The organism is Pseudoflavonifractor sp. An187, assembly GCF_002160275.1.
Classification (GTDB): Bacteria; Bacillota; Clostridia; order Oscillospirales; family Oscillospiraceae; genus Enterenecus; species Enterenecus faecium.
The window spans coordinates 222,076-244,835 of sequence record NZ_NFKG01000001.1 but is presented as its reverse complement, the minus strand read 5'-3'; the positions used below and the strand labels follow the sequence as shown (position 1 = coordinate 244,835).

The window sequence follows — 22,760 nt, the reverse complement described above, 5'->3', positions numbered from 1 at the left end:
AAGCTTCCGGGGCGCTCCGGGGGGCAGGGTGGACAAAGCAGGGTGTGTGTGCTATAATATCATGAGTCAATTCGGTGTATAAGCAAAAAATTCCAGAAGAATGTGCTGAAAAATATCGTATTTTGACGGAAATAAGTTATAGAAGAATGAAAAAGGAAGACGAGTTGGGCGCATTGCGCCCCAATACATCGGAGGTACCCATTATGTCAGAGATGAATCGAAATCGACCCTCTTCGGAACGTGGACCCAGGCGTCGGCACGACACATCCCAGACCCGTGGAGCAAGTCCGGAGAGAAGCGGGGAGGGGAGTTCCCACCAGCCCCGTAAGAAGGCACCCACCAAGCGGTCAGAAATTGCCCTGCGTGTGGGAAAGGTGCTGGGGACCCTGCTGCTCATCGGCATCGTCACCAGTGCGTTCATGGCCTGTTATGCTGCGGTGTATATCACCAATGTCATCATTCCCGAGGCCAAGCTAGACCTGTCCGCCTACACCATCAACGAGAACTCTGTCATCAAGTACGAGGATGACAACGGTCAACTGGTGGAACTACAAACCTTGGTGGGCGCAGAAAACCGCCAATGGGTGGACTATGATGAAATCCCTCAGGACCTTGTCAATGCGGTGGTAGCCGTGGAGGATAAGCGGTTCTGGGAGCACAACGGTGTGGACTGGTACCGTACCGCCGGCGCCTTTGTGAACATGTTCATCGGCATGAGAAACACCTTTGGCGGCTCCACCTTGACCCAGCAGCTGGTGAAGAACATCACCGATTACGATGACGTCACCGTCAAGCGTAAGATTCTGGAGATCTTCACCGCTCTGGAGCTGGAGAAGAATTACACCAAGGAAGATATCATCACCTACTATCTCAATGAGATCTTCCTGGGTCAGGGATGCTACGGCGTACAGTCTGCCTCTCAGATGTACTTTGGCAAGGACGTGTCCGAGTTGTCTCTGGCCGAGTGCGCCAGCCTGGCTGGTATCACCAACAACCCCTCTCTGTATAGCCCCTACTCCACCTTGGAGGTTACCCGCTATAAGTGCACCAACTGCGGTGAGTACTCTCTGACCAAGGATGATGTGTGTTCCGAGTGCGGAGCGAAGAACAGCTTTGACGAGGGCACCGTGTGGACGGCCCGGGACTACAACAAGGCACGTCAGGAGCTGATTTTGGACCAGATGGCCAAAGATGATGTGCTGGGGGACAAGGCCATCAGCGCAGAGACCCGGGACCAGGCCAAGGCCGAAGAGCTGGTGTTCCGTTCCGACTGGGACGAGGAGAAGAAAGAGGAGTACAACAACGCCAACACCAGCACCAAGACCATCTACTCCTGGTACGTGGAGGCGGTGATTGACGAGGTCACCGAGGACCTGATGGAACAGACTGGCCTATCCTATGAGGTCGTCACCAAGATGGTGTACAGCGGCGGTCTGGAGATCGTTGTGCCCTATGACCCGGAGGTTCAGGCGGCTGTGGACGAGGTATACAACGACAAGAGCAACCTCAATTATATCTCCAGCTCGGGCCAGGAGATGAAGTCCGGCATCACCGTGGTGGACAACACCACGGGCTACGTGGTGGCCATTGGCGGCGACGTGGGCGAAAAGACCATCAACCGGGGCTGGAGCTACGCTACGGATACGGTGCGTCAGCCCGGTTCGTCCATCAAGCCTTTGGCTGTGTACGCCCCGGCCATCAATGAGCACCTTATCACCCCCAATACCGTCACCGACGATGTGCCCCGTTGGATGGGCTCCTATTGGCTGAAGAACTATCCGCTCAAGTATCGAGGCCTGACCACGGTGCTGGAGGGTGTCACCCAGTCCATCAACACCGTCTCCGCCAACGTGCTGGAGAAGCTGGGCTTCCAGACCTCCTACGAATATATGACGGAGAAGTTCAAGATCTCCACGATGGTGGATGAAATGGTGCTGGAGAACGGCGAGGTGAAGACGGACCTGGGATACAGCCAGCTGGCTGTGGGTGGTCTGACCAAGGGTATCTCCACCTTTGAGATGGCCGCTGCCTATGCCACCTTCCCCCGGGACGGTGCTTTTACTGAGGCCACCACGTACCTGACGGTGAAGGACCACGATGGGAAAGTGCTCATCGACAACAAGCCCTCCACCGAGTATATCTTGGATCAGCGCACTACCTATTATATGAACCAGCTGCTCACCAACGTAGTCAGCAGTGGTACCGGTACCGCTGCCCGCATTTCCGGCCAGCTGGTGGCCGGTAAGACGGGTACCACCGATGCCGCCAACGACCAGTGGTTCGCGGGCTACACCAAGCACTACACCGCTGCGGTGTGGATCGGCTATCCCAACAGCGAGAGCATCGGCGACATGTGGCCCAGCCCGTCCACCATTCTGTGGCAGAAGGTCATGAGCCGTGTCCATGAGGACCTGCCCAGAGAGGAATTCACCCAGCCCTCTGGCGTGGTGACGGTGAGCATCTGCAAGGACTGCGGAAAGCTGGCCACCGACAACTGCTCCATGGATGTCCGGGGCAGCCGGGTTCAGAACATGACCCTGCTCAGCAGCGATGTGCCCAGCCAGTACTGTTCCTGCCATGTGGCCGTGGACATCTGCACCGAGGGCTCTGCCTCTGGGGGCTATCATCTGGCTGGACCCTACTGTCCTTCCAGCTCTGTCCGGACCGTGACCTTTGTGGACTACTCCCGGAACAATGAGTCCGGAGCCACAATCCTGGATGCTGGTGCCTTACTGTCCACGGTGCAAGGCAACGGCCAGTGCACGGTGCACAACAGCGGCACACCCACTGACCCCGAGCCCTCCACCTCGCAAGAGCCCACCGACCCGTCGGCCTCGCAGAAGCCCGGAGACGAGGGAAATGAGGACCCCAAGCCCAGCGCGTCGCAGGAGCCGGAATCCTGATATTGCTCAGTAGAAAAGACTCCCCGGATGGTCCGGGGAGTCTTTTTTCAGCGTGTCGAAAAGTTCGACACGCTTCTCGAAAATGCCAGCATTTTCTCGAAAGGATGCAGCCCGCTGCATGCATAATTGGGTCAAAGGGCGACCCAATTCCACACTGGCGGGCTGAGAAGTGTTTTTTCCGATGCGCATGTCCCCGGAAAAAACGGATTTTGATTGATTTTCCCGCCCCCACGGGCGGGAAAACTCTGCCGAGGGCCTTTTATATATGCAAGATCAGCTATTCTTCTTACATCGGCATGAGGCTTTTGGCAGTCTGTTTGTGCATGTTTTCTCATTACGTGCAAAAACATGTAAACATATGGAATAATTTTGTGCAAAATGTGAGGAAAAGAAAATTGCCATCTGTCCATCTGCGTGATACAATAGACCACAATGGAAAGACATTAGCGATGTGCTTAGCAAAAGGAGGATCCATGTATGTCGCAGAGACCCAGGTATTTCATTGTGGAGGCATCCGCATTGCCGGAGATCTATTTGAAGGTGGCGGAGGCCAAGCGGTTGCTGGAGACCGGCGAGGCACAGACGGTGAATGCCGCCACCCAGCGGGTGGGCATCAGCCGCAGTGCGTTTTACAAATATAAGGATGCAGTGCGTCCGTTTCGGGATATGCTCCACGGTCGGATTGTCACCATCCAGATCCTGCTGCGCAATCGGCCGGGAGCACTTTCCGGCGTGCTGAATATGTTTGCAGATTGGGGGGGCAATGTCCTCACCATCAATCAGGCCATCCCGGGCGGCGAGTCTGCGGCGGTGACCCTGGGTCTGGAGACTTCGGGATTGAGCATGGAGCTGGAAGATCTGCTGGCCACCTTGCGGGATTTGCCGGAAGTGCTGCGTTGTGAAGTGTTGGCCGGATAAGACAAGGATGAACGAGGTGAACAACATGGTAAAAGTAGCGATCTTGGGCTACGGCACCGTGGGGTCCGGAGTGGCTCAGGTGCTGTGTCAAAATAAAGATGCCATCGCCCGCAGTGTAGGGGACGAGGTGCAGGTCAAGTACATCTTGGACGTGCGGGACTTTGACCAGTCGCCCTATGGCGGTACCTTTGTGAAGGACTTTTCGGTGATCGAGGAGGACCCGGAGGTATCCGTGGTGGTGGAGACCATCGGCGGAGCCACGGTGGCTTTGAACTTCACCCAGCGGGCTCTGAGCGCAGGCAAGCACGTGGTGACCTCCAACAAGGAGCTGGTGGCCTGTCACGGGCTGGAGCTCACCCGACTGGCTCAGGAGAAGGGCGTGTGCTACCTCTTTGAGGCCAGCGTGGGCGGTGGCATTCCCATCATTCGCCCCTTGACCATGTGTCTGGCGGCCAACCAGATGGAGGAGGTCTGCGGCATCCTCAACGGCACCACCAACTATATCCTCACCCGGATGATCGGGGCGGGGCTCTCCTTTGAGGCGGCCTTGAAGGAGGCCCAGGAGAATGGATATGCCGAGCGGGACCCGTCGGCGGACATCCTGGGCTATGACGCCTGCCGGAAAATCTGTATTTTGGCGGATCTGTCCTTTGGCAAGAATGTGGACCCCCAGCTGGTGCCCACCGAAGGCATCACTGGTATCACTCTGGCGGATGTGGACTATGCCGACGGCGCAGGCAAGAAGATTAAGCTGCTGGGCCGGGCGCTGCGCCAGCCGGACGGACGGGTGTGTGCCTACGTGGCGCCCCATCTGGTGGATGGAAGCCACCCCTTGGCTGGCGTAGAGGATGTGTTCAATGCGGTGCTGGTGAAAGGAGACGCCGTGGGCGAGGTCATGTTCTACGGCCCTGGCGCTGGCAAGCTGCCCACCGCCTCCGCTGTGGTGGCGGATGTGATGGACATTGCCCGCTCTAAGGGTGCCCGGCCTCCCATCACCTGGGAGCAGGGCGATGACCAGACGCTGTGCGGCACCGACGAGCTGGCCAGCCGCTTTTACGTTCGGGTTCAGGCGGGGGCGGACGCTCTTCGCACCCACGTGGGTGAGATCAAGCTGCTGGCCCGCGGCGGGGCGGCAGCCGGTGAGACCGCCGGTATCACCGAGCAGGCCATGACGGAGCAGCAGCTTCGCTCCAAGCTGGAGGGGATGGAGGTACTCTCCCTCATCCGTGTGCTCAACTGACCCGCCAGATCGGCATAGTATAGGGCAGAATACAGCCCGAAAGGATTGAATGTGCAATGGCATTAATCGTACAAAAATTCGGAGGTTCCTCGGTGGCAAATGCGGAGCGTGTGCGCAATGTGGCCCGCATCATCACCGACGCATACAAAAAGGGAAACAACGTGGTGGTGGTGCTCTCTGCCCAGGGAGACACCACGGACGATCTCATTGAGAAGGCCCTGGAGCTCAATCCCGACCCCTCTCGCCGAGAGATGGATATGCTCCTGTCCACCGGCGAGCAGATTTCCTGCGCCCTGTGCGCCATGGCCATCGAGAAGATGGGCTACCCGGTGGTGTCCCTCACCGGTTGGCAGGCGGGATTTCACACCAATTCCGGCTATACCAACGCCCGCATCAAGCGGGTGAAGCCCGACCGCATTCTGGAGGAGCTGGACAAGCGGCGCATTGTCATCGTCACCGGCTTCCAGGGCCTGAACAAGCACGGGGATATCACCACCCTGGGCCGAGGCGGTTCGGACACCTCGGCGGTGGCTCTGGCGGCCGTGCTCCACGCCGACCTGTGCCAGATCTACACCGACGTGGACGGCGTGTACACCGCCGATCCCCGCCTGGTGCCCAACGCCCGGAAGCTGGAAGAAATTACTTATGAAGAGATGCTGGAGCTGGCCTCACTGGGCGCTCAGGTCCTGCACAACCGCTCGGTGGAAATGGCCAAACGCTACGACGTCAGGCTGGAGGTGCTCTCCAGTTTCACCGATGCACCCGGTACAAAAGTCAAGGAGGTAGTCAAGCGCATGGAAAAGTCTCATATCAGCGGTGTGGCCAAGGATAAGAACATTGCCCGTCTGGCTCTGGTGGGCCTGGAGGACACCCCGGGTATCGCCTTTAAAATCTTCTCTCTGCTGGCCCGGAACAACGTCAACGTGGACATCATTCTCCAGTCCATTGGCCGCAGCGAGACCAAGGATATCAGCTTCACCGTGGCCAAGAGCGACATGGAGCTGGCCCAGAAGTTGCTGGAGGAGAATCGGGATGTGATCGCCTTCGACCACATCGACGTCTCGGACAACATCGCCAAGGTGTCCATCGTGGGCGCTGGCATGATCAACAACCCCGGCGTGGCTGCCACCATGTTCGAGGCTTTGTTCAATGCGGGCATCAACATCAATATGATTTCCACCAGTGAGATCAAGGTTTCTGTGCTGGTGGACAGCTGCGACGCTGACCGGGCGGTGCAGGTGGTGCACGATCGGTTCTACGACGAATTCAACGGCGCACGGTAATTTGTAGACAAAAAGGGGTGGCCCGGTGGGGCCACCCCTTTTGCGTGGAATAGAAAAAACGGGGGAAACGGTTGCAACAAGGGGGGAATAATGATACAATCAATACGTATTGTCTTGCGAATCCATGGATTGGGCAGGACGCGAAGCAGACCTTTTATGCGAGGTGCGAGGATTGTATTTAAAAGCGCTGGAGATTCAGGGGTTTAAGTCCTTTCCGGAGAAGACGGTGTTGACCTTTGGCGCCGATATCACCGTGATCGTAGGCCCCAACGGATCGGGAAAATCCAATATTGCCGACGCCATTCGGTGGGTGATGGGGGAGCAGTCCACCCGTACCCTCCGGGGCAACAAGATGGAGGATGTCATCTTTGACGGCACCGCCAAGCGCAAGAGCCTGGGGTTTGCAGAGGTGACGCTGGTGCTGGACAACAGCCAGCACCTGCTGGACCTGGAGGAGCAGGAGGTGGCGGTGACCCGGCGGTACTACCGCTCCGGAGAGAGTGAGTACTACATCAACCGCCGTTCCTGCCGCCTGCGGGATATCAATGAGCTGTTTATGGATACCGGTCTGGGCCGGGAGGGCTATTCCATCATCGGCCAGGGCAAGATCGACGAGATTCTGTCGGTGAAGAGCTCGGATCGGCGTGAGGTCTTTGAAGAGGCGGCGGGCATCTCCAAGTACCGCCACCGCAAGGAGGAGGCGGAGCGGAAGCTCCAGCGCACCGAGGAAAACCTGGTGCGCATCAACGACAAAATCGGCGAGCTGGAACTTCAGGTGGAGCCCCTGCGGGTGCAGGCGGAGAAGACCAAGAAATATCTGGTGATGCGGGATGAGCTGCGGGGGCTGGAGATCTCCCTGTGGCTGGAGCAGCTGGAGCAGCTGCGAGCCAGCAGCATCCAGCTGAAAACCGCCCTGGACACCGCCACCGCCCACCGGGAGGCCCTGCGGCAGGAGCTGGAGGGACTCTACCAGCAAGCGGAAGGCTATGCCCAGCAGATGCAGCAGCATGAGGTGCAGGCCGAGGAGATTCGGCGGGCCCAGAGCGACCTGGAGCAGCAGGTGCACCAGGGACAGAGTCAGTTGGAGCTGCTGCGCCGAGATCAGAAGAACAACACCGACAACATCCAGCGCATTCAGGACGAGCTGGAGCAGCAGGCGGGCCGGGCCGGTTCTCTGGCTCAGCAGGTGCAGCAGCGCCGGGAACGCTTGGAGCAAGTGGAGCGGGCCATGGCGGACTGCCAGGCCCAGCTGGAGCAGCTGGAGGAGAAAATCCGCCACCTCATGGACTCGGTGGGCGGTCTGGACCAGGAGCTGGCCCAGCTGCGGGAACAGGAGCGGCTGGAACAGGCATCCGCCGGAGAGGCCAAGGCCCTGTTGTCCGCCCTGTCTGCGGCGGGGCAGGAGCTGATGGACCGGGAGGAGAGCGTGGCCCGGGAGCTTTTGGAGCAGGAGGCCCAGAAGCGACACATGGAGGAGGAACACGGACGCCTCCAAGGCCAGCTGGACAAGCTGGTGGAGGAGCGGGACGGGGTGTCCAACACCTTGGCAGGTTACCAGATGCGGCTGCAAACCCGGCAGCGGAAGGTCCAGCAGGTTATGGAGACCCACCGCCGCCTGGAGATGGACCACAACAACCTCCAGTCCCGCATCCACATGCTCTCCGAAATGGAGAAATTCTACGAAGGATATTCCAAATCCGTCAAGCTGCTCATGGGCGAGGCCAAACGGGGCGGCTTGTCGGGAATTCGCGGCCCGGTGGCGGGGCTCATCCATGTGCCCGATGCCTATGCTGTGGCCATTGAAATCGCCTTGGGCGGTGCCATGCAGCACGTGGTGGTGGAGCGGGACCAGGACGCCAAGCAGGCCATCGGCTGGCTCAAACGCCGGGACGGTGGCCGGGCCACCTTCCTGCCCATGAACACCATGCGACCGGGTTCCCTCCGGGAGACGGGGCTGGAGTCCCAGCCCGGGTACGTGGGCATGGCCAACGAGCTCATCGGATACCATGAGGATTATCAAACTGTGATGTCCAATCTGCTGGGGCGCATCGTCATCGCCCAGGATTTGGACCAGGCCATGGCCATGGCCCGGCGGTATGGACACCGCTTCCGCATTGTCACCCTGGACGGCCAAGTTCTCAACGCCGGCGGCTCTATGACCGGCGGCTCTGCCTCCCGGTCTGCGGGCATTCTCTCCCGGGCCAACGAGCTGCAGCGGCTGCGGGGCCAGATGACCGCCTTGGAGCAGGAGATGGCGGGGTCCAAAGAGCAGTTGGCCCAGGTTCAGCGGGAGCAAGCGGCGGCGCAATACGAATTGGACAACGCAGCCTCTCAGCTGCGGCAGGCGGAGGACGCTGTGCTCACCCATTCCCAGCAGCTGGAGCACCACCAGCAGCAACTCCAACAGGTGGAGCAACGGTGCGCCACCCTGCGCCAGGAGCGGGAGACCTTGCAGCAGCGTGGGGAGGAAAACGCCCAGGCGGCCCAGCGGGCCAAGGAGCGTATCACCCAGCTGGAGGGCTCTGCGGCGGCCATCCAGGCCCAGTCCCAGGACAAGACCCAGGGCCAGAGCACCTTACAGCAACAGCTGGAGGAATGCAGCGAGGACATGGCCGCGGTGCGGGCCAAATTGGCAGGACTCCAGGGCGAACAGAACGCCATGCAGGTGAACCTGTCTCAGCTGGAGCAGTTGCAGCAGGACCTGTCTGGGGACACTGCGGGCCGTCAGGCCATGGTGGAGCAGCTACAGGCCCAGAACCAACAGATTGCCCAGCAGATGGTGGAGCAGGACACCCAGGTGCAGGCGTTGCTGCGCCAGCGGGAGACCTGGAGCGGACAGCTCACCGGAGTCAACCAGAAAAAGCTGGAGCTGGAGGGAAAGCGCAACCAGGCGGACAAGCAGGCCCGGGAGAAGAACAACGACCTATTGTCCATGGAGCGGGAAGTGTCCGTGCTGGAGCAGAAATCCATGGCGGCTGCCATGGAGGAGGGCCAGATTCTGGACAAGTTGTGGGAGAACTACCAGCTCTCCCATGAGGCGGCCCGCAGTCAGCGGGTGGAGCTGGAGTCTGCTGCCAAGGCCACACGGCGCATTGGAGAGCTGAAACGGGGCATTTCTGCCCTGGGCAGTATCAACCCCGATGCGGTGGAGGAGTACCAGCGGGTCTTTGAGCGGTATAGCTACTTTACCGACCAGCGGGACGACGTGTCCGGGTCCAAGCGGGAACTGGAGGGCATCATCCGCCAGATTACCCGGGAAATGACCGACATCTTCCAGGAGAAGTTCCAGGAAATTCAGCAGGCTTTCCAGGAGACATTTTTGGAGCTGTTTCGAGGCGGCAAGGCCACCTTGGAGCTGGAGGACCCGGAGGATGTGCTGGGCTGCGGCATTGAGATCAAGGCCCAGCCCCCCGGCAAGGCGCTGAAAATCATCAGTTTGCTCTCCGGAGGTGAGAAGGCCTTTGTGGCCATCGCCCTGTACTTTGCCATTTTGAAGGTGCGGCCCACTCCCTTCTGCGTCATGGACGAGATCGAGGCGGCCTTGGACGACGCCAACGTGGTGCGCTATGCCCAGTATCTGCGGCGGATGAGCGACCGGACCCAGTTCATCGCCATCACCCATCGGCGTGGCACCATGGAGGGGGCGGACGTCCTCTACGGCGTGACCATGCAGGAGCAGGGAGTCAGCCGCATTCTCACCATCAATCTCAACGAGATGGCGCAGGAAATTATTCCAGAAACAACATAAGAGGTGACCAAACATGGGTTTTTTTGATAAAATCAGAAAGATTGGGATTTTCAACGGCTTTTCCAAACTGGATGACGACTTCTACGACGAGCTGGAGGAGTCTCTGGTCATGGCGGATATGGGGGCGGAGACCACCATGGAGGCTGTGGAGGAACTCAAGCAGCGGTGCAAGCGCAATAAGATCAAGGACACCGATGGGGCCAAGGCCTGCATGAAGGAAATTCTGGCCGAAATCCTCACGGTGGGCGACCCCCGGGTGGATATGAGCCGCACCCCCGCTGTGGTGCTGTTCATCGGCGTCAACGGCGTGGGCAAGACCACCTCCATCGGAAAGCTGGCTGCCCGCTGGAAGGGTGAGGGCAAGCGGGTGCTGCTGTGCGCCGGAGATACCTTCCGGGCTGCCGCCGCCGATCAGCTTACCATCTGGTCGGAGCGGGCCGGGGTGGACATCATCAAGCAGCACGAGGGGGCAGACCCCGCCGCTGTGGTGTATGATGCCATGAGCGCCGCCAAGGCCCGAAAGACCGATGTGGTGCTGGTGGACACCGCCGGACGTCTGCACAACAAGCAGAACCTGATGAACGAGCTGAATAAGATCTCCCGGGTCATTGACCGGGAGTGCCCAGACGCCAGCCGGGAGACCCTGCTGGTGCTGGACGCCACCACCGGACAAAATGGCCTCATCCAGGCCAAGCAGTTCGGGGAGAGCGCTGGCATCACCGGCATTGTCCTCACTAAGCTGGACGGCACCGCCAAGGGCGGCATCGTCATCGCCATTGCCAAGGAGCTGGGGGTGCCGGTGAAGTACGTGGGCGTTGGCGAGCAGGTGGGAGACCTGCAGCCCTTTGACGCCAAGGCGTTTGTGGAGGCGCTGCTGTAATGACTTGGTTGATGGTAAGTCTGCTGGTGGCGGTGTACGGCGTGTGGTATGCCGTCAATCCCCGCCCCTATTTGCAGCGCCGCATGAAGCGGAAGGACGTGCCGGAGCAGTCGGTGCGCACCGCCCGCATGGTGGGAATTGTCCTGGCTGTGCTGGGTATTGGCGTGGCCGTGATTCAGGCCGTGAACCTGGGCCTTGTGGGCTAAATGTAAGGAGGAGAAAGATATGACTCGTTTGGATGGAAGAGCGGTGGACCAGCTCAGAGACATTCACATTGAAACCAATTTCGTCAAATTTCCCGAGGGAAGTGTCCTCATCACCTGTGGCAATACCAAGGTGCTGTGCTGCGCCAGCGTGGAGATGACTGCTCCCCGGCACGTGGCTGAGGGCACTGGCTGGGTGACAGCGGAGTACTCCATGCTGCCCCGGGCCAACCGGGAGCGGTCCCGGCGGGACGTGTCCAAGCTGAAGCTGTCCCCCCGCTCGGCGGAGATTCAGCGGCTCATTGGCCGCTCCCTCCGGGCGGCAGTGGATTTGACCATGCTGCCCGACATGACCATCACCGTGGACTGCGACGTGCTGCAGGGGGACGGTGGCACCCGTACCGCCAGCGTTACCGGTGGCTTTTTGGCCCTGGCCATGGCGTGCAACAAGCTGGTGGCCGACGGAGTGCTGCCCGCCTCTCCTGTAAAACACTATGTGGCCGCCATCTCTGCGGGCATCGTGGACAACGTGCCCATGCTGGACCTGTGCTATGAGGAGGACTCCTCGGCCATGGTGGACCTGAACTGTGTGATGAACGAGCAGGGTGAACTGGTGGAGCTGCAGGGTACCGGAGAGGGCCGGGCGTTCACCATTGCCGAGCAGCAGCAGCTGGTGGCTCTGTGTCAGAAGGGCATTGAGGAGCTCATTGCACGTCAGAAAGAGATTTTGGAGGGTTGAGGCATGAAATTGGTATTGGCCAGCCAAAATGAGAAAAAACTCAAAGAGATGAACGACATTCTCTCTCAGTTGGGCATTGAGGTATGCCTCCAGTCCCAACTGGGGGTCCACGTGGATGTGGAGGAGACCGGGGAGACCTTTGAGGAAAACTCCCTGCTCAAGGCAAAAGCGGTGATGGAGGCCACAGGAATGCCCGCCATCGCCGATGACTCGGGCCTGTGTGTGGACGCTCTGGGGGGAGCCCCCGGGGTGTACTCTGCCCGGTACGGCGGACCTGGTCTGGACGATGCGGGTCGGTACCGCCTGCTGCTGGAGAATATGCGGGGCCAGACGCCCCGTACCGCCAAATTCGTCTCGGTCATCACCTGCTGCTTCCCCAATGGGGACGTGATCACCGCCCGGGGGGAGTGCCCCGGCACCATCGCCTATGCGCCCCAGGGCGAGGGCGGGTTCGGGTATGACCCCGTGTTCTTCCTGCCCCAGCGGAAAAAGACCTTTGCCCAGCTGACGGCGGAGGAGAAAAATGAGATCTCCCACCGGGGCCGTGCTCTGGCCCGGTTCCAGGAGAAGCTAAAAGAATATTTAAACAAATAAAGGAGTTCAAATATGGATTTGACAAGCAAGCAACGGGCCCAGCTGCGTGGGCTGGCCAACAACATCGACACCATCCTGCACATCGGCAAGGACGGCATTGGAGACAACCTCATCCGCCAGGCGGACGACGCCTTGGAGGCTCGCGAGCTCATCAAGGGTAAGGTGCTGGAAAACTCCATGCTCTCCGCCCGGGAGGGCGCCGAGGAACTGGCCCGTGCCACCCGCAGCCAGGTGGTGCAGGTCATCGGCACCAAGTTTGTGCTGTACCGGGAGACCCACAGCAAGGAGAAAGACAAGCGCATCAAATTGGTCAAGTAAACTCCGGTTGACATAGAGATCATTCAAATGGGAAAGGAATGTGATGGGAAGATGAGAATCGGCATTTACGGCGGAAGCTTCAATCCCCCGCATCTGGGCCACATGGCCGCAGCCCGGGCTGCCATAGACAGCCTGAACCTGGACCGGCTGGTGTTGGTGCCCAACAGTCAACCTCCCCATAAGCAGCTGCCCCCCGGCAGCCCTACCCCGCAGCAGCGCATGGCCATGACCGCCCTGACAGCGGACCAGCTGGGTCCCAAGGCAGAGGTCTGGGACGTGGAGCTCAGACGGGAGGGAAAGAGCTATACCGTGGACACCCTGGAGCAGGCGGTGGAGCGGTGGCCAGAGGATGAGCTGTGGCTGCTTATGGGCTCGGACATGTTCCTCTCCCTGGAGGACTGGCATCTTCCCCAGCGCATCATGGAGCTGGCGGGCATCTGTGCCTTTGCCCGCACCCGGGAGGACATGGACCGCTGCCATACCCATTGTGCAACCCTGACCCAGCGCTATAACGCCCGGGTCCAGGTGATTGAGATTCCCGATCTGCGGGAGGTCTCCTCCACCCAGATTCGCAGCCAGCTGCCCCAGAGTGAGGGGATGCAACACCTCTCCCAGCAGGTATACGGCTATATCCTGCGGGAGCACCTCTATCACACCCATGCCAATCTGGCCCAGCTTTCGGTGGAGGAACTGCGGTGCGTGTCCAACTCCATGGTCAAAGCCAAGCGCCTGGCCCACATCAAGGGGACCGAGGAGGAGGCGGTGCAGCTGGCACGCCGCTGGGGCGCCGATGTGGATCAGATGCGCCGGGCGGGGATTCTCCACGACTGCACCAAGTATTTCCCCCTGGAGCAGCACCTGGCCATCTGTGACCGGTATGGGTTCCCCTTGGACGAGATGGAGCGCAGATCGGAAAAGCTGCTCCACTCCAAGAGCGGGGCTGCTCTGGCGGAGCATGTCTTTGGGCAGGAGCAGGCTGTGGTCCAGGCCATCTCGTATCACACCACCGGGCGGGCCAACATGACCCTGGAGGAGATGATTCTCTACATGGCCGACTATATTGAGCCCAACCGGGCCTTTGAGGGCGTGGAGGAGATGCGAGAGCTGGCATACCGGGACTTGAAGGCGGCCATGCTCATGGGCGTGGAGATGTCCATGGAGGACATGCGGGAGCGCAACCAGCCCATTCACTGCAATACCCTGGAGGCCTACAACTGGCTGAAAGAAACTTGAGAACCGGACACCCCTGAGGGGTGTTTTGAAAGGAGAAATATCATTGTTAACTTCTAAGGAAATGATCGCACTGGCCGTTCGGGCCCTGGACGCCAAGAAGGGCAAGGACATTAAGGTGCTCTACACCGCCGACCAGACCACCCTGGCCGATTACTTTGTCATCTGCACCGGTACCTCCAACACCCAGGTCAAGGCTCTGTCCGACGCCGTGGAGGACGCCATGACCAAGGCAGGGGAGGAACCCCACCACGTGGAGGGGCACCGGGGCGGCCAGTGGACCCTGCTGGACTACTCCGCCATTGTGGTGCACGTGTTCACCGAGGAGGCCCGGGAGTTCTACGCTCTGGAGCGCCTGTGGTCCGACGCCACCCCCGTGGACCTGGACGAGTACCTCATCAAGCCGGAAGCTTGATTTCACGGACAAAAAATTCCCCTGTGCTGCAAAGCACAGGGGAATTTTTGCACTTGACGGATCAATTAGTAGTTCATGCAGCGGCGCTCAAAGTAGGCCTGGGGATGAGCGCACACGGGGCAGACCTGGGGAGCATCGTTGCCCACGTGGACGTGGCCGCAGTTGCGGCAGATCCACACGGTCTGCTCACCGGCGGAGAAGACCATGTCGTTCTCCAGGTTGGCCAGCAGCTTCAGGTAGCGCTCCTCGTGCTCCTTCTCGATGACGGCGACCCCTTCGAACAGAGCGGCGATGCGGTCGAAGCCCTCCTCACGGGCGGTCTCGGCCATCTCCTTGTACATGGTCACCCACTCGTAGTTCTCACCCTCGGCGGCAGCCTTCAGGTTTTCACGGGTGTTACCAATGCCGCCCAGCTCCTTGAACCAGATCTTGGCGTGCTCCTTCTCGTTGTTGGCAGTCTCGGTAAACAGAGCGGAGATCTGCTCATAACCCTCCTTCTTTGCCTTGCTGGCGAAGTAGGTGTATTTGTTGCGGGCCTGGCTCTCACCGGCAAATGCTGCCCACAGATTGGCCTCGGTCTTGCTTCCCTTGAGTTCCATATTGTTACCTCCTTTAAGTGACGCTCATAGGATGAGCTTTTCTTCATGATACTACACAGATAGCTGGGAAGCAAGAAAAAATTTCTTAATTATTTTTCAATTTTTATCCCATACTTCTAGTATCACGAAAAGGAGTGTGAGGATATGAAACGCAGACTTTCTGTTTTCTTGTTGGCGGTAATGGCCACGTTTGTATTTGCCGGATGTTCGTCCAACGATCCGGTGAAAACCACGCCTGAGGCGGTGCCTGCCACCCAGGTGCCCAACGACGCCGATCAGGGGGGTGGAGCCGGAGGCACCAACGATGAAAACAACGACGGCACACCGGATTCCACCCCGGACCCGGATGAGCGGGTGGAAGACGGCCTGGACGACATCAAGCAGGACGTGGAGAACGGGGTAGACGACGTGAAAGACGACGTGGAGCAGGGCGTGGATGACGTGAAACGGGGCATTGACGATGCCGCCGACAAGGCCCAAGATGAGATGAACCGCATGAAAGACGAGGCCAGCGAGTCCATGAAATAAAACAAGCAGCTGCCAGGGGGTTGCCTTGGCAGCTGCTTTCTATCTTATTGATAGCTGATGTACTTTTCCATGGTGTCCAGCACGCCGGTGCCTCCGGGCTCTTCGCCAATCTTATGGAAGTCATGGCGGAGATAGAAGGACTTGGCCCGCTGGTTCTCCGGCGCGCAGCGGAGTAGAAGACGCTTGCGGCCCAACTTTCGGTAGCAGGAGATGGCCTGGCCCAACATCTGTACCCCCAGGCCCTTGGAACGGTAGGGGGGGAGCATACAGAAGAAGGGAATGCGGCCCACGCCCTCCTCTGCCTGCTGCTGCCAGTCCATTTGCAAAATCCCGGCGGGCTCGTCGCCCAGCAGAGCCACCAGAACACTCTCCGGGGCGTACTCGGAATTTTTCTTCATCACGTCCAGGAAGGCGGCGCCGTTAAAGTGGTCCATGGTGCCGTGGCTGGTCATCCAGGCCTCTTCCCGAGCCTGCTGATACAGGGCCTCCTCTTCGGGCAGCTGCAAGGGGCGGAACCGTAGACTGTTGTGCCGCATGGCATCCAGCATGTCGGACCCAGAGTTGTCCTTGGGGTGGATGCGGTTGGCCAGATCACCCAGGTGGCTGTTGTCGTTGTAGTAGCAGATGTTCACCTGGTCGTTCTGGAACTGGAGCTTGGCCACACAGGTGTTGTCACCCAGAGGCATGTAGCCCATCTCCTCCACAGGGACGCCCAGCCAGCCGGAGATTCCGGCCCGGATGGCGCTGCCGTGGGAGAATACCGCCACCGTCTGATCGGGGTGAGAGGCGGCAATGCTGGTGATGGCACACATCATGCGCTCCCGGACGCCGGGGAAGGTCTCGCTACCATCCACGTGCCACTGGGGATCGCAGAGGAGGAACTGGCGGAGGCTCTCCGGCTCGGCGTGGAGAATCTCGCCCCAGCTGTGGTCTTCCCAGCAGCCGGCCCCCACTTCCCGCAGGTCAGCGTCCACGCACAGCGGCAAGCCCCGGGACAGACAGATGGCCTTGGAGGTCTCCATGGTGCGGGTCAGGTCGCTGGAGTAGACGGCGTCCACGTGGACGTTTTCAAAACGCTTGGCGAGGGCCTGAACCTGACGGTAGCCCAGGGGAGTGAGCAGGCCATCGTACCAGCCGTGACAACGGCGGTACAGATTGCCCTCCGCCTGGGCATGACGGATGAGATAAATTGTGGTCATGTTGGTTGTTCTCTCTTCTCTCGTCAGGAAATTACCAGGGGCGCACGCCGCCAGTGAGTTGGGTAATGGACTCCAGACCCTGAGCCTGGGCCAGCTCCTTCAGACCGTCCCGCACCTTCACGGGGGTGTAGGGGTCGGCAAAGCAGGCGGTGCCCACCGCCACAGCGGAGGCGCCGGCCAGCATCAGCTGGGCGGCATCGTCAGCCTTGGACACGCCGCCCATACCCAGAATGGGCAGGTTCACAGCCTGGGCCACTTCCCAGACCATGCGCACGGCCACGGGGAGCACGGCGGGGCCGGACAGACCACCGGTGTTCATTTTCAGAATGGGGCGGCGGGTGTTGATGTCAATGCGCATGCCACGCAGGGTGTTGATCAGGGAGAGGGCATCGGCCCCAGCGTCTGCCACGGCCCGAGCGATCTCGGTGATGTCGGTGACATTGGGGGAAAGCTTCACCATCACGGGGACGGTGGAGTGGGACTTGGCCATGTGGGTGACCTCAGCGGCCAGCTCGGGCTTGGTGCCGTAAGCCAGCCCGCCGGCCTTGACGTTGGGGCAGGAGATGTTCACCTCGATCATATCTACGCCAGCGGCAGACAGCTTCTCGCACATCTCGCCGTACTCCTCGGGGGTGTTGCCCGAGATGTTGGCGATGACCTTCACGTCATACTGACGCAGGAAAGGCAGCTCTTCGGCGATAAAGGCGTCCACACCGGGGTTTTGTAGGCCCACAGAGTTGAGGATGCCCATGGGAGTCTCTGCAATGCGGGGGGCGGGATTGCCCTCCCGGCGCTGGGCGGTGAGGCCCTTGACGCAGATGCCGCCCAGCTCGGACAGATCGTAGAACTGGCCGTACTCCCGGCCGAAGCCGAAGGTACCGGAGGCCACCACCACGGGGTTTTTCAGTTCCACACCGGCCAAATTGACCTTCATGCAGGGTTCAGTCATCCCAGGACACCTCCTTGGAGTCAAATACAGGTCCGTCCTTACATACGTGCTTCTGATGCCCGTCTGCGCTCTTGCAGGCGCAGACCAGGCAGGCACCCACGCCGCAGCCCATACGCTCCTCCATGGAGACCTGGCAGGGTACGCCCATGGCCTCAGCCACCTTGGCTACCGAGCGGAGCATGGGCTTGGGGCCGCAGGCCAGCACGGCGGTGTAGTCGGAATTGCGCTCCAGCTCCTCCCGCACCAGGGCGTCCACAAAACCGTGGTGGCCCATGGAGCCGTCGTCGGTGGCCACGCGCACCTGGCCGCAGCAGGTGGCAAACTCCTCCACCAGCATGGCGTTGGCCTGAGAGCGGAAGCCCAGAATGGCGGTGTTGTTCACCCCGGCGTGCTTGGCGCAGCCCAGCATGGGAGGCACGCCGATGCCGCCGCCCACCAGCAGGTAGCGGCCCTGGGGCTCCATCTGGAAGCCGTGGCCCAGGGGGCCCAGCACATCCAGCTCTTCGCCCACCTGGCGCTGAGCCAGCCAGCGGGTGCCCTCACCCCGGGCCTCAAAGACCATGCGGATGAGGTCTCCTTCCACAGACCAGCTGCAAATGGAGATGGGGCGGCGCAGCAGCAGGCCTTCCCCACAGCGCACGTGGACAAACTGTCCGGGGCGGGTGATCTGAGCGGCCATGCCGTGGCTCTGGAAGGTCATGGACACACCACCGGAGGGGAGGTGTACGGCCTCCACGATGGTGCAGCGTTGTTCTACAGTCATATCTCTCTCCCTCTCTTGGCTTAGCGCACGGTGATGTATTCCTTCAGCTCATCCCGCATCTTCTCAGCGGCGGCACGAGCGGCCTCCTGGTAGTCCAGACCGTTGTTGTCGGTCTTTTTCCAGGCGCACATGATGGAGCGGGAGGCGTTGATGATGGCGCCGCGGCCCAGCTCGTCAAAGGCGTTGCGCACGTCCTCGGCAGTGCCGCCCTGAGCGCCGTAGCCGGGGACCAGGAAGAAGGTCTTGGACAGACGGCGGCGCAGTTCCTTGAGCACGGAGGGGTGGGTGGCGCCCACCACAGCGCCCAGAGCCTGATAGCCGCAGGCACCCTCGGTGTCCTTGCCCCAGCGCTCAATGAGGTCGCCCATGACGGTGTACACCACACGGTCACCGGCCACCATGTCCTGGAGCTCCACAGAGGAGGGATTGGAGGTCTTGGCCAGCACGAAGGCGGACTTGTTGCGGGCCACGCACTCCTTGAGGAAGGGCTTGATGGCGTCAGAGCCCATGTAGCCGTTGAGGGTTACACAGTCGGCATCGAAGGCAGAGAGGTTGGCATTGCCCACCTGGGTGGTGCCCAGCCAGCCCTCAGCGTAGGCGGTGGCGGTGGTGCCGATGTCGCCCCGCTTAATGTCGGCGATGACATACAGGCCCTTGCTCTTGGCGTAGGCCATCACGTCCTCCATCACCTTCATGCCACGCCAGCCCAGCATCTCAAAATAGGCGGCCTGGGGCTTGACGGCGGGGACCACGTCACAGAGGGCGTCAATGAGACCGCAGTCGAACTCGGCCACTGCCTCGGCGGCGGCTTCCAGGGTCTCGCCCAGACGGTCGGTGTGCTTTTTCAGAATGTGAGGGGGAATGTACTCCACGCGGGCGTCCAGACCGGCCACGGTGGGGTTGGCTTTCTCACGGATCTTTTCCTGCAAAACATCAAATGACATCTCTTTCATCCTCCTGATAAATGATCTGACCCATCGAAATGGTGTATTTCACTTTGCCTTTCAGCTGGAAGCCGTGGAAGGGGGTGTTGCGTCCCTTGGATGCGAAGGTGTCCCGGTTCACCGTCCAGACCTGGTCGGGGTCGAAGAGCACAAGATCGGCAGGACGGCCCTCCTGGAGGGTGCCGCCGGGCAGCCGGAGCAGGGAGGCAGGGGTGGTGCTCATGCGGTCAATCACCTTCATCAGGGACATGTGGCCGGCGTGATAGAGGTAGGTGAGGGCGAGGCCCAGAGAGGTCTCCAGACCCACCATGCCGCTGGGGGCTTTCTCCAGAGGCTGGGCCTTTTCCCAGGCGCAATGGGGGGCGTGGTCGGTGACAATGGCATCAATGGTGCCGTCCTTCAGACCCTCCAGAATGGCGGCCCGGTCCGCTGCCGTTCTCAGCGGGGGATTGACCCGGGCCATGGTGCCCTGGCGCAGCACCTCTTCCTCGGTGAGAATGAAGTACTGGGGGCAGGTCTCACAGGTGACGGCTACACCCTCCGCTTTGGCCCGGCGGATGATGTTCACGGTACCAGCAGTGGAGATGTGGCAGATGTGCACCCGGGCTCCGGTTTCCTTGGCCAGCATCACATCCCGCATCACCTGCAATTCCTCGGCGATGGCGGGGCGGCCGGGGAGGCCCAGCTGGCGGGAGACGGCACCCTCGTTGACCGCATAGTTGCGCACCATGTCCCTATCTTCGCAGTGGTCCAGAATGGGCAGACCCAAGGTGCGGGCCTGCTGCATGGCCTGGCGCAGTAGGGCCAGGTTCTGGACGGGGACGCCGTCGTCGGTGAAGGCGGGGACGCCCGCTTTCCAAAGGGCCTGGAAGTCGGTGAGAGCTTCGCCCTTCTGGCCCTGGGTGACAGCGCCAGCGGGATAGACGTGGATACCCGTGTGGGCGGCCTTCTCTTTCACCCGGGCGACCACTTCTGGGCAGTCGGTGGCAGGGCGGGTGTTGGGCATGGCCACCAGGGTGGTCACGCCGCCACGGGCGGCGGCAGCGCACCCGGTGGCAATGGTCTCTTTATCTTCCTGGCCGGGCTCTCGCAGGTGGACGTGGAGGTCCACCAGGCCGGGGGCGACCACCAGACCACTGGCGTCCAGTGTGGAGCAGTGCTCCTCGGGGGTGGTCAGGGATTCGCCCACAGCGGAAATCCGTCCGTTGTCAATCAATATATCACAGATTTGATTCAGGCCGGTGGAGGGGTCAACCACATGTCCACCTTTCACCAGTAATTTCAAATTTCTCACTCCTCATGTTACTTCTACTTATATATTCGGCCTATTATACACGAAATAGCAGCAAGATGCAATTCGTAATTGCAAAAAAGTATGCCATCAATCCCAAAAAAGTGAAGTGAAACACAGGGTGAAACAGGGCGGGACTGCCAAGATGAGGTGCGAAAACGACAAAAAAGGCATCTGAAAAAACAGATGCCTTTGCAAAGAGCTTGCCATTGAGCTTCGAGAACTTACAGTGGCTTGAACTTGATTACCACACAGCCGTATGTTTCTTCCTTCTCCTTGGACCACCAGCCCCGATAGGTGTCTTGAACCAGTTGTTCCACCGTAATTCCTCGGTCTGCAAAATCCTCTTCCCAGAAATCCTGATAGCAGGTTTTGAAGTCTCCATAAATGTGCAGGCTTTCCACCAGTACGGTGACCCGTTTGTTGGACTCCGTGTTATAAAATGTGATGGTGTCTCCGGGGCGGATGTTTTGCCGTTTCTCATCATATAAACGGTACTCCCGACGCTTTTGCCCGGATTTGACGGTTTCAAAATTTTCGGGGTACAGCCCCATTTCGTGATTCATATGATCCACCTTCACCTTCTGGATGGGATGAAAAAACAAAAATCTCGAATGCAATCGCATTCGAGATTCTTGGTACGGCTGGAGGGATTCGAACCCCCGACCTTTTGGTTCGTAGCCAAACACTCTATCCAGCTGAGCTACAGCCGCATATGAAAAGCTTTTGGAGCTGGTGACGTGACTTGAACACGCGACCTGCTGATTACGAATCAGCTGCTCTACCAACTGAGCTACACCAGCATTCCTGTCGTGCCTTCGTGGCAGAGGCGAGGCTCAAAAGCCTGATTATCTTACCACGGGGATGGACATTTGTCAACCCTATTTTTCAAAATTCCCAGAGATGATTTTCCGGTGTCGTGAAAAACAAAAAAGTTGCCTCCTCCATCGTGGGCGAGATGGAGGAGGCATGGTTTTCAAAAGAGAGAGGGAGGAGTTGTCATTTCTGACACTGTTAGGATACCACATCCCAGATTGTGTGAGTGGATATTCTTTGAAGTTTTTTTGAAGAAATTGTGAATAACCCCTCAGACCTGATCTTGGGGCGGTGGGGGCATGGAACTGGTGGACTTGTAAGCCAGAGCTTGCAGGAGGCTCCAGGCGGGCATAGCCTGGTCGGAGTGGTCCAGCTGCATCCAGACATGTTCCGGTGGTATGCAAAACTCGGAGGAATGGGCCTCAAACCAGTGTGATGAAATCTGCGCTTGCATATCCTTCTGTCCCGTCAAAGGAGACCAGGTACCAGTCCTGCCACTGGTTGAGGATGGTCAAGATGGCCCCGTCATAGGCCTTGGCAATGACAGGGGCGGACAGGGAAGGGCGGGAACGGATGTTCAGGTGCCCCCAACTCACGTCCACCACACCCTGACGAGGCGCATTAGGGGCCAGGAAGGGAATTTGAAAGTATTCCGCCAGGGCCTGGACGATGGTCCGGGCGATGAGGTCCAGGTTGCTCTGCACCCACACGGCGTCATCCAGGTTGTCATGGTAGCCCAGCTCCAAAAAGACGGAGGGTGCCCGGGTGAGCCGGACCTCTCCAATGGTACGGGTAGGCTCCACCCGCACTTTGTCCGGTAAGGGGTAGATCTCCCGCAGATGGTCGGCCATAATGGTGGCGGCTTTGGTGCCCTGGACGCTGCCCGGGTAGTGGAACACCAGGACACCTCGGTTCTGGCCATATTCTCCCTCTGGGGAGGCGTTGGAGTGCAGCGCCAGGTGTAGGTCGTAGTTTCCTGCATTGGAGGCCCGGATGGAGGACACAGCCGTCATGTCTGGGGTGTTTCGGCTGTATCGAATCCCGGTGGCCTCCAGATATGGAATCATGGCATCGGCAAGGCGGTTCATCCACTCCTCTTCGCTGCCGCCGTTGACGTATAAGTTATTCTCCTGGGTGGAGGGAGATAGATAAATAATAGGCATGATGTTACCTCCTTCATCCCAGTGTATGCCCCAAAGG

General features: G+C 59.8%; 22 protein-coding genes and 2 tRNA genes. 13 read left to right on the top strand and 11 right to left on the bottom strand.

The annotated features are described in order from the left end of the window. Positions 1 to 365 precede the first annotated feature (365 nt). Positions 366 to 2,903 (top strand): transglycosylase domain-containing protein, encoded by a 2,538-nt coding sequence (locus tag B5F22_RS01215; RefSeq protein WP_158096566.1) that lies wholly within the window; start codon positions 366 to 368, stop codon positions 2,901 to 2,903. Positions 2,904 to 2,909: 6 nt separating this feature from the next. Here B5F22_RS01215 and B5F22_RS12190 read toward each other — a convergent pair whose 3' ends face one another. Then, positions 2,910 to 3,092 (bottom strand): hypothetical protein, encoded by a 183-nt coding sequence (locus tag B5F22_RS12190; RefSeq protein WP_143482798.1) that lies wholly within the window; start codon positions 3,090 to 3,092, stop codon positions 2,910 to 2,912. Between the two features lie 288 nt (positions 3,093 to 3,380). Here B5F22_RS12190 and B5F22_RS01210 point away from each other — a divergent pair, with 288 nt between their 5' ends. From B5F22_RS01210 to rsfS, 11 genes are all read left to right on the top strand, one after another. Continuing rightward, positions 3,381 to 3,821: an ACT domain-containing protein gene (locus tag B5F22_RS01210; protein ID WP_087229691.1), complete on the top strand. Its 441-nt coding sequence runs from the start codon at positions 3,381 to 3,383 to the stop codon at positions 3,819 to 3,821. A 25-nt stretch (positions 3,822 to 3,846) separates the two neighbouring features. Continuing rightward, positions 3,847 to 5,061: a homoserine dehydrogenase gene (locus tag B5F22_RS01205; RefSeq protein WP_087390082.1), complete on the top strand. Its 1,215-nt coding sequence runs from the start codon at positions 3,847 to 3,849 to the stop codon at positions 5,059 to 5,061. 56 nt (positions 5,062 to 5,117) lie between these two features. Next, complete coding sequence (locus B5F22_RS01200) at positions 5,118 to 6,344, top strand: aspartate kinase (protein ID WP_087389922.1); 1,227 nt, start codon at positions 5,118 to 5,120, stop codon at positions 6,342 to 6,344. 163 nt (positions 6,345 to 6,507) lie between these two features. After that, positions 6,508 to 10,092: a chromosome segregation protein SMC gene (gene smc / locus B5F22_RS01195; protein ID WP_087389917.1), complete on the top strand. Its 3,585-nt coding sequence runs from the start codon at positions 6,508 to 6,510 to the stop codon at positions 10,090 to 10,092. A 13-nt stretch (positions 10,093 to 10,105) separates the two neighbouring features. Beyond that, positions 10,106 to 10,972 carry a signal recognition particle-docking protein FtsY gene (gene ftsY, locus B5F22_RS01190; protein ID WP_087229700.1) on the top strand — a complete coding sequence of 289 codons (867 nt, stop codon included), beginning with the start codon at positions 10,106 to 10,108 and terminating at the stop codon, positions 10,970 to 10,972. Then, positions 10,972 to 11,178 carry a hypothetical protein gene (locus B5F22_RS01185; RefSeq protein ID WP_087389914.1) on the top strand — a complete coding sequence of 69 codons (207 nt, stop codon included), beginning with the start codon at positions 10,972 to 10,974 and terminating at the stop codon, positions 11,176 to 11,178. The genes ftsY and B5F22_RS01185 overlap by 1 nt, the downstream gene beginning before the upstream one ends. Positions 11,179 to 11,197: 19 nt before the next feature. Continuing rightward, positions 11,198 to 11,914, top strand: coding sequence for a ribonuclease PH (gene rph, locus B5F22_RS01180; RefSeq protein ID WP_087229707.1), 717 nt, complete (start codon positions 11,198 to 11,200; stop codon positions 11,912 to 11,914). Positions 11,915 to 11,917: 3 nt separating this feature from the next. Continuing rightward, the gene (locus tag B5F22_RS01175) at positions 11,918 to 12,508 is read left to right on the top strand and encodes an XTP/dITP diphosphatase (protein WP_087389911.1); all 591 of its coding nucleotides are present in this window, start codon (positions 11,918 to 11,920) and stop codon (positions 12,506 to 12,508) included. Positions 12,509 to 12,520: 12 nt separating this feature from the next. Further along, positions 12,521 to 12,826, top strand: coding sequence for a ribosome assembly RNA-binding protein YhbY (gene yhbY, locus B5F22_RS01170; protein WP_087229713.1), 306 nt, complete (start codon positions 12,521 to 12,523; stop codon positions 12,824 to 12,826). Positions 12,827 to 12,877: 51 nt separating this feature from the next. Continuing rightward, a complete protein-coding gene (yqeK, locus tag B5F22_RS01165) occupies positions 12,878 to 14,059 on the top strand; it encodes a bis(5'-nucleosyl)-tetraphosphatase (symmetrical) YqeK (RefSeq protein ID WP_087389908.1) in 1,182 nt (393 codons plus the stop codon). 61 nt (positions 14,060 to 14,120) lie between these two features. Continuing rightward, positions 14,121 to 14,471, top strand: coding sequence for a ribosome silencing factor (gene rsfS / locus B5F22_RS01160; protein ID WP_087369254.1), 351 nt, complete (start codon positions 14,121 to 14,123; stop codon positions 14,469 to 14,471). A gap of 65 nt (positions 14,472 to 14,536) precedes the next feature. On the opposite strand, the gene rbr is transcribed toward rsfS, so the two are convergent. Then, complete coding sequence (rbr, locus tag B5F22_RS01155) at positions 14,537 to 15,070, bottom strand: rubrerythrin (protein ID WP_087229723.1); 534 nt, start codon at positions 15,068 to 15,070, stop codon at positions 14,537 to 14,539. 144 nt (positions 15,071 to 15,214) lie between these two features. Between rbr and B5F22_RS01150 the strand changes: the two genes are divergently transcribed. After that, complete coding sequence (locus B5F22_RS01150) at positions 15,215 to 15,598, top strand: hypothetical protein (RefSeq protein ID WP_143482143.1); 384 nt, start codon at positions 15,215 to 15,217, stop codon at positions 15,596 to 15,598. A gap of 44 nt (positions 15,599 to 15,642) precedes the next feature. Here the strand turns inward: B5F22_RS01150 and B5F22_RS01145 are convergent, their stop codons facing one another. From B5F22_RS01145 to B5F22_RS01105, 9 genes are all read right to left on the bottom strand, one after another. Further along, entirely contained in the window at positions 15,643 to 16,797 is a 1,155-nt protein-coding gene (locus tag B5F22_RS01145; RefSeq protein WP_087389903.1) for a bifunctional histidine phosphatase family protein/GNAT family N-acetyltransferase, read from the bottom strand. Between the two features lie 31 nt (positions 16,798 to 16,828). Beyond that, positions 16,829 to 17,746, bottom strand: a complete 918-nt coding sequence (locus B5F22_RS01140) for a dihydroorotate dehydrogenase (RefSeq protein WP_087369257.1) — start codon at positions 17,744 to 17,746, stop codon at positions 16,829 to 16,831. Beyond that, positions 17,739 to 18,509 carry a dihydroorotate dehydrogenase electron transfer subunit gene (locus B5F22_RS01135; RefSeq protein WP_087389900.1) on the bottom strand — a complete coding sequence of 257 codons (771 nt, stop codon included), beginning with the start codon at positions 18,507 to 18,509 and terminating at the stop codon, positions 17,739 to 17,741. The genes B5F22_RS01140 and B5F22_RS01135 overlap by 8 nt, the downstream gene beginning before the upstream one ends. A gap of 20 nt (positions 18,510 to 18,529) precedes the next feature. Then, on the bottom strand, positions 18,530 to 19,453 hold the full coding sequence (pyrF, locus tag B5F22_RS01130; protein WP_087389897.1) for an orotidine-5'-phosphate decarboxylase: 924 nt from the start codon (positions 19,451 to 19,453) through the stop codon (positions 18,530 to 18,532). Then, entirely contained in the window at positions 19,443 to 20,738 is a 1,296-nt protein-coding gene (locus B5F22_RS01125) for a dihydroorotase (RefSeq protein ID WP_087389894.1), read from the bottom strand. Before B5F22_RS01125 ends, pyrF begins: the two co-directional genes overlap by 11 nt. A gap of 230 nt (positions 20,739 to 20,968) precedes the next feature. Beyond that, complete coding sequence (locus B5F22_RS01120) at positions 20,969 to 21,310, bottom strand: ASCH domain-containing protein (RefSeq protein WP_158096565.1); 342 nt, start codon at positions 21,308 to 21,310, stop codon at positions 20,969 to 20,971. A gap of 70 nt (positions 21,311 to 21,380) precedes the next feature. Continuing rightward, positions 21,381 to 21,457 (bottom strand) — tRNA-Arg (locus B5F22_RS01115). 14 nt (positions 21,458 to 21,471) lie between these two features. Continuing rightward, positions 21,472 to 21,547 (bottom strand) — tRNA-Thr (locus B5F22_RS01110). Positions 21,548 to 21,982: 435 nt separating this feature from the next. Then, positions 21,983 to 22,723: an SH3 domain-containing protein gene (locus B5F22_RS01105; protein WP_087389888.1), complete on the bottom strand. Its 741-nt coding sequence runs from the start codon at positions 22,721 to 22,723 to the stop codon at positions 21,983 to 21,985. Positions 22,724 to 22,760 lie beyond the last annotated feature (37 nt).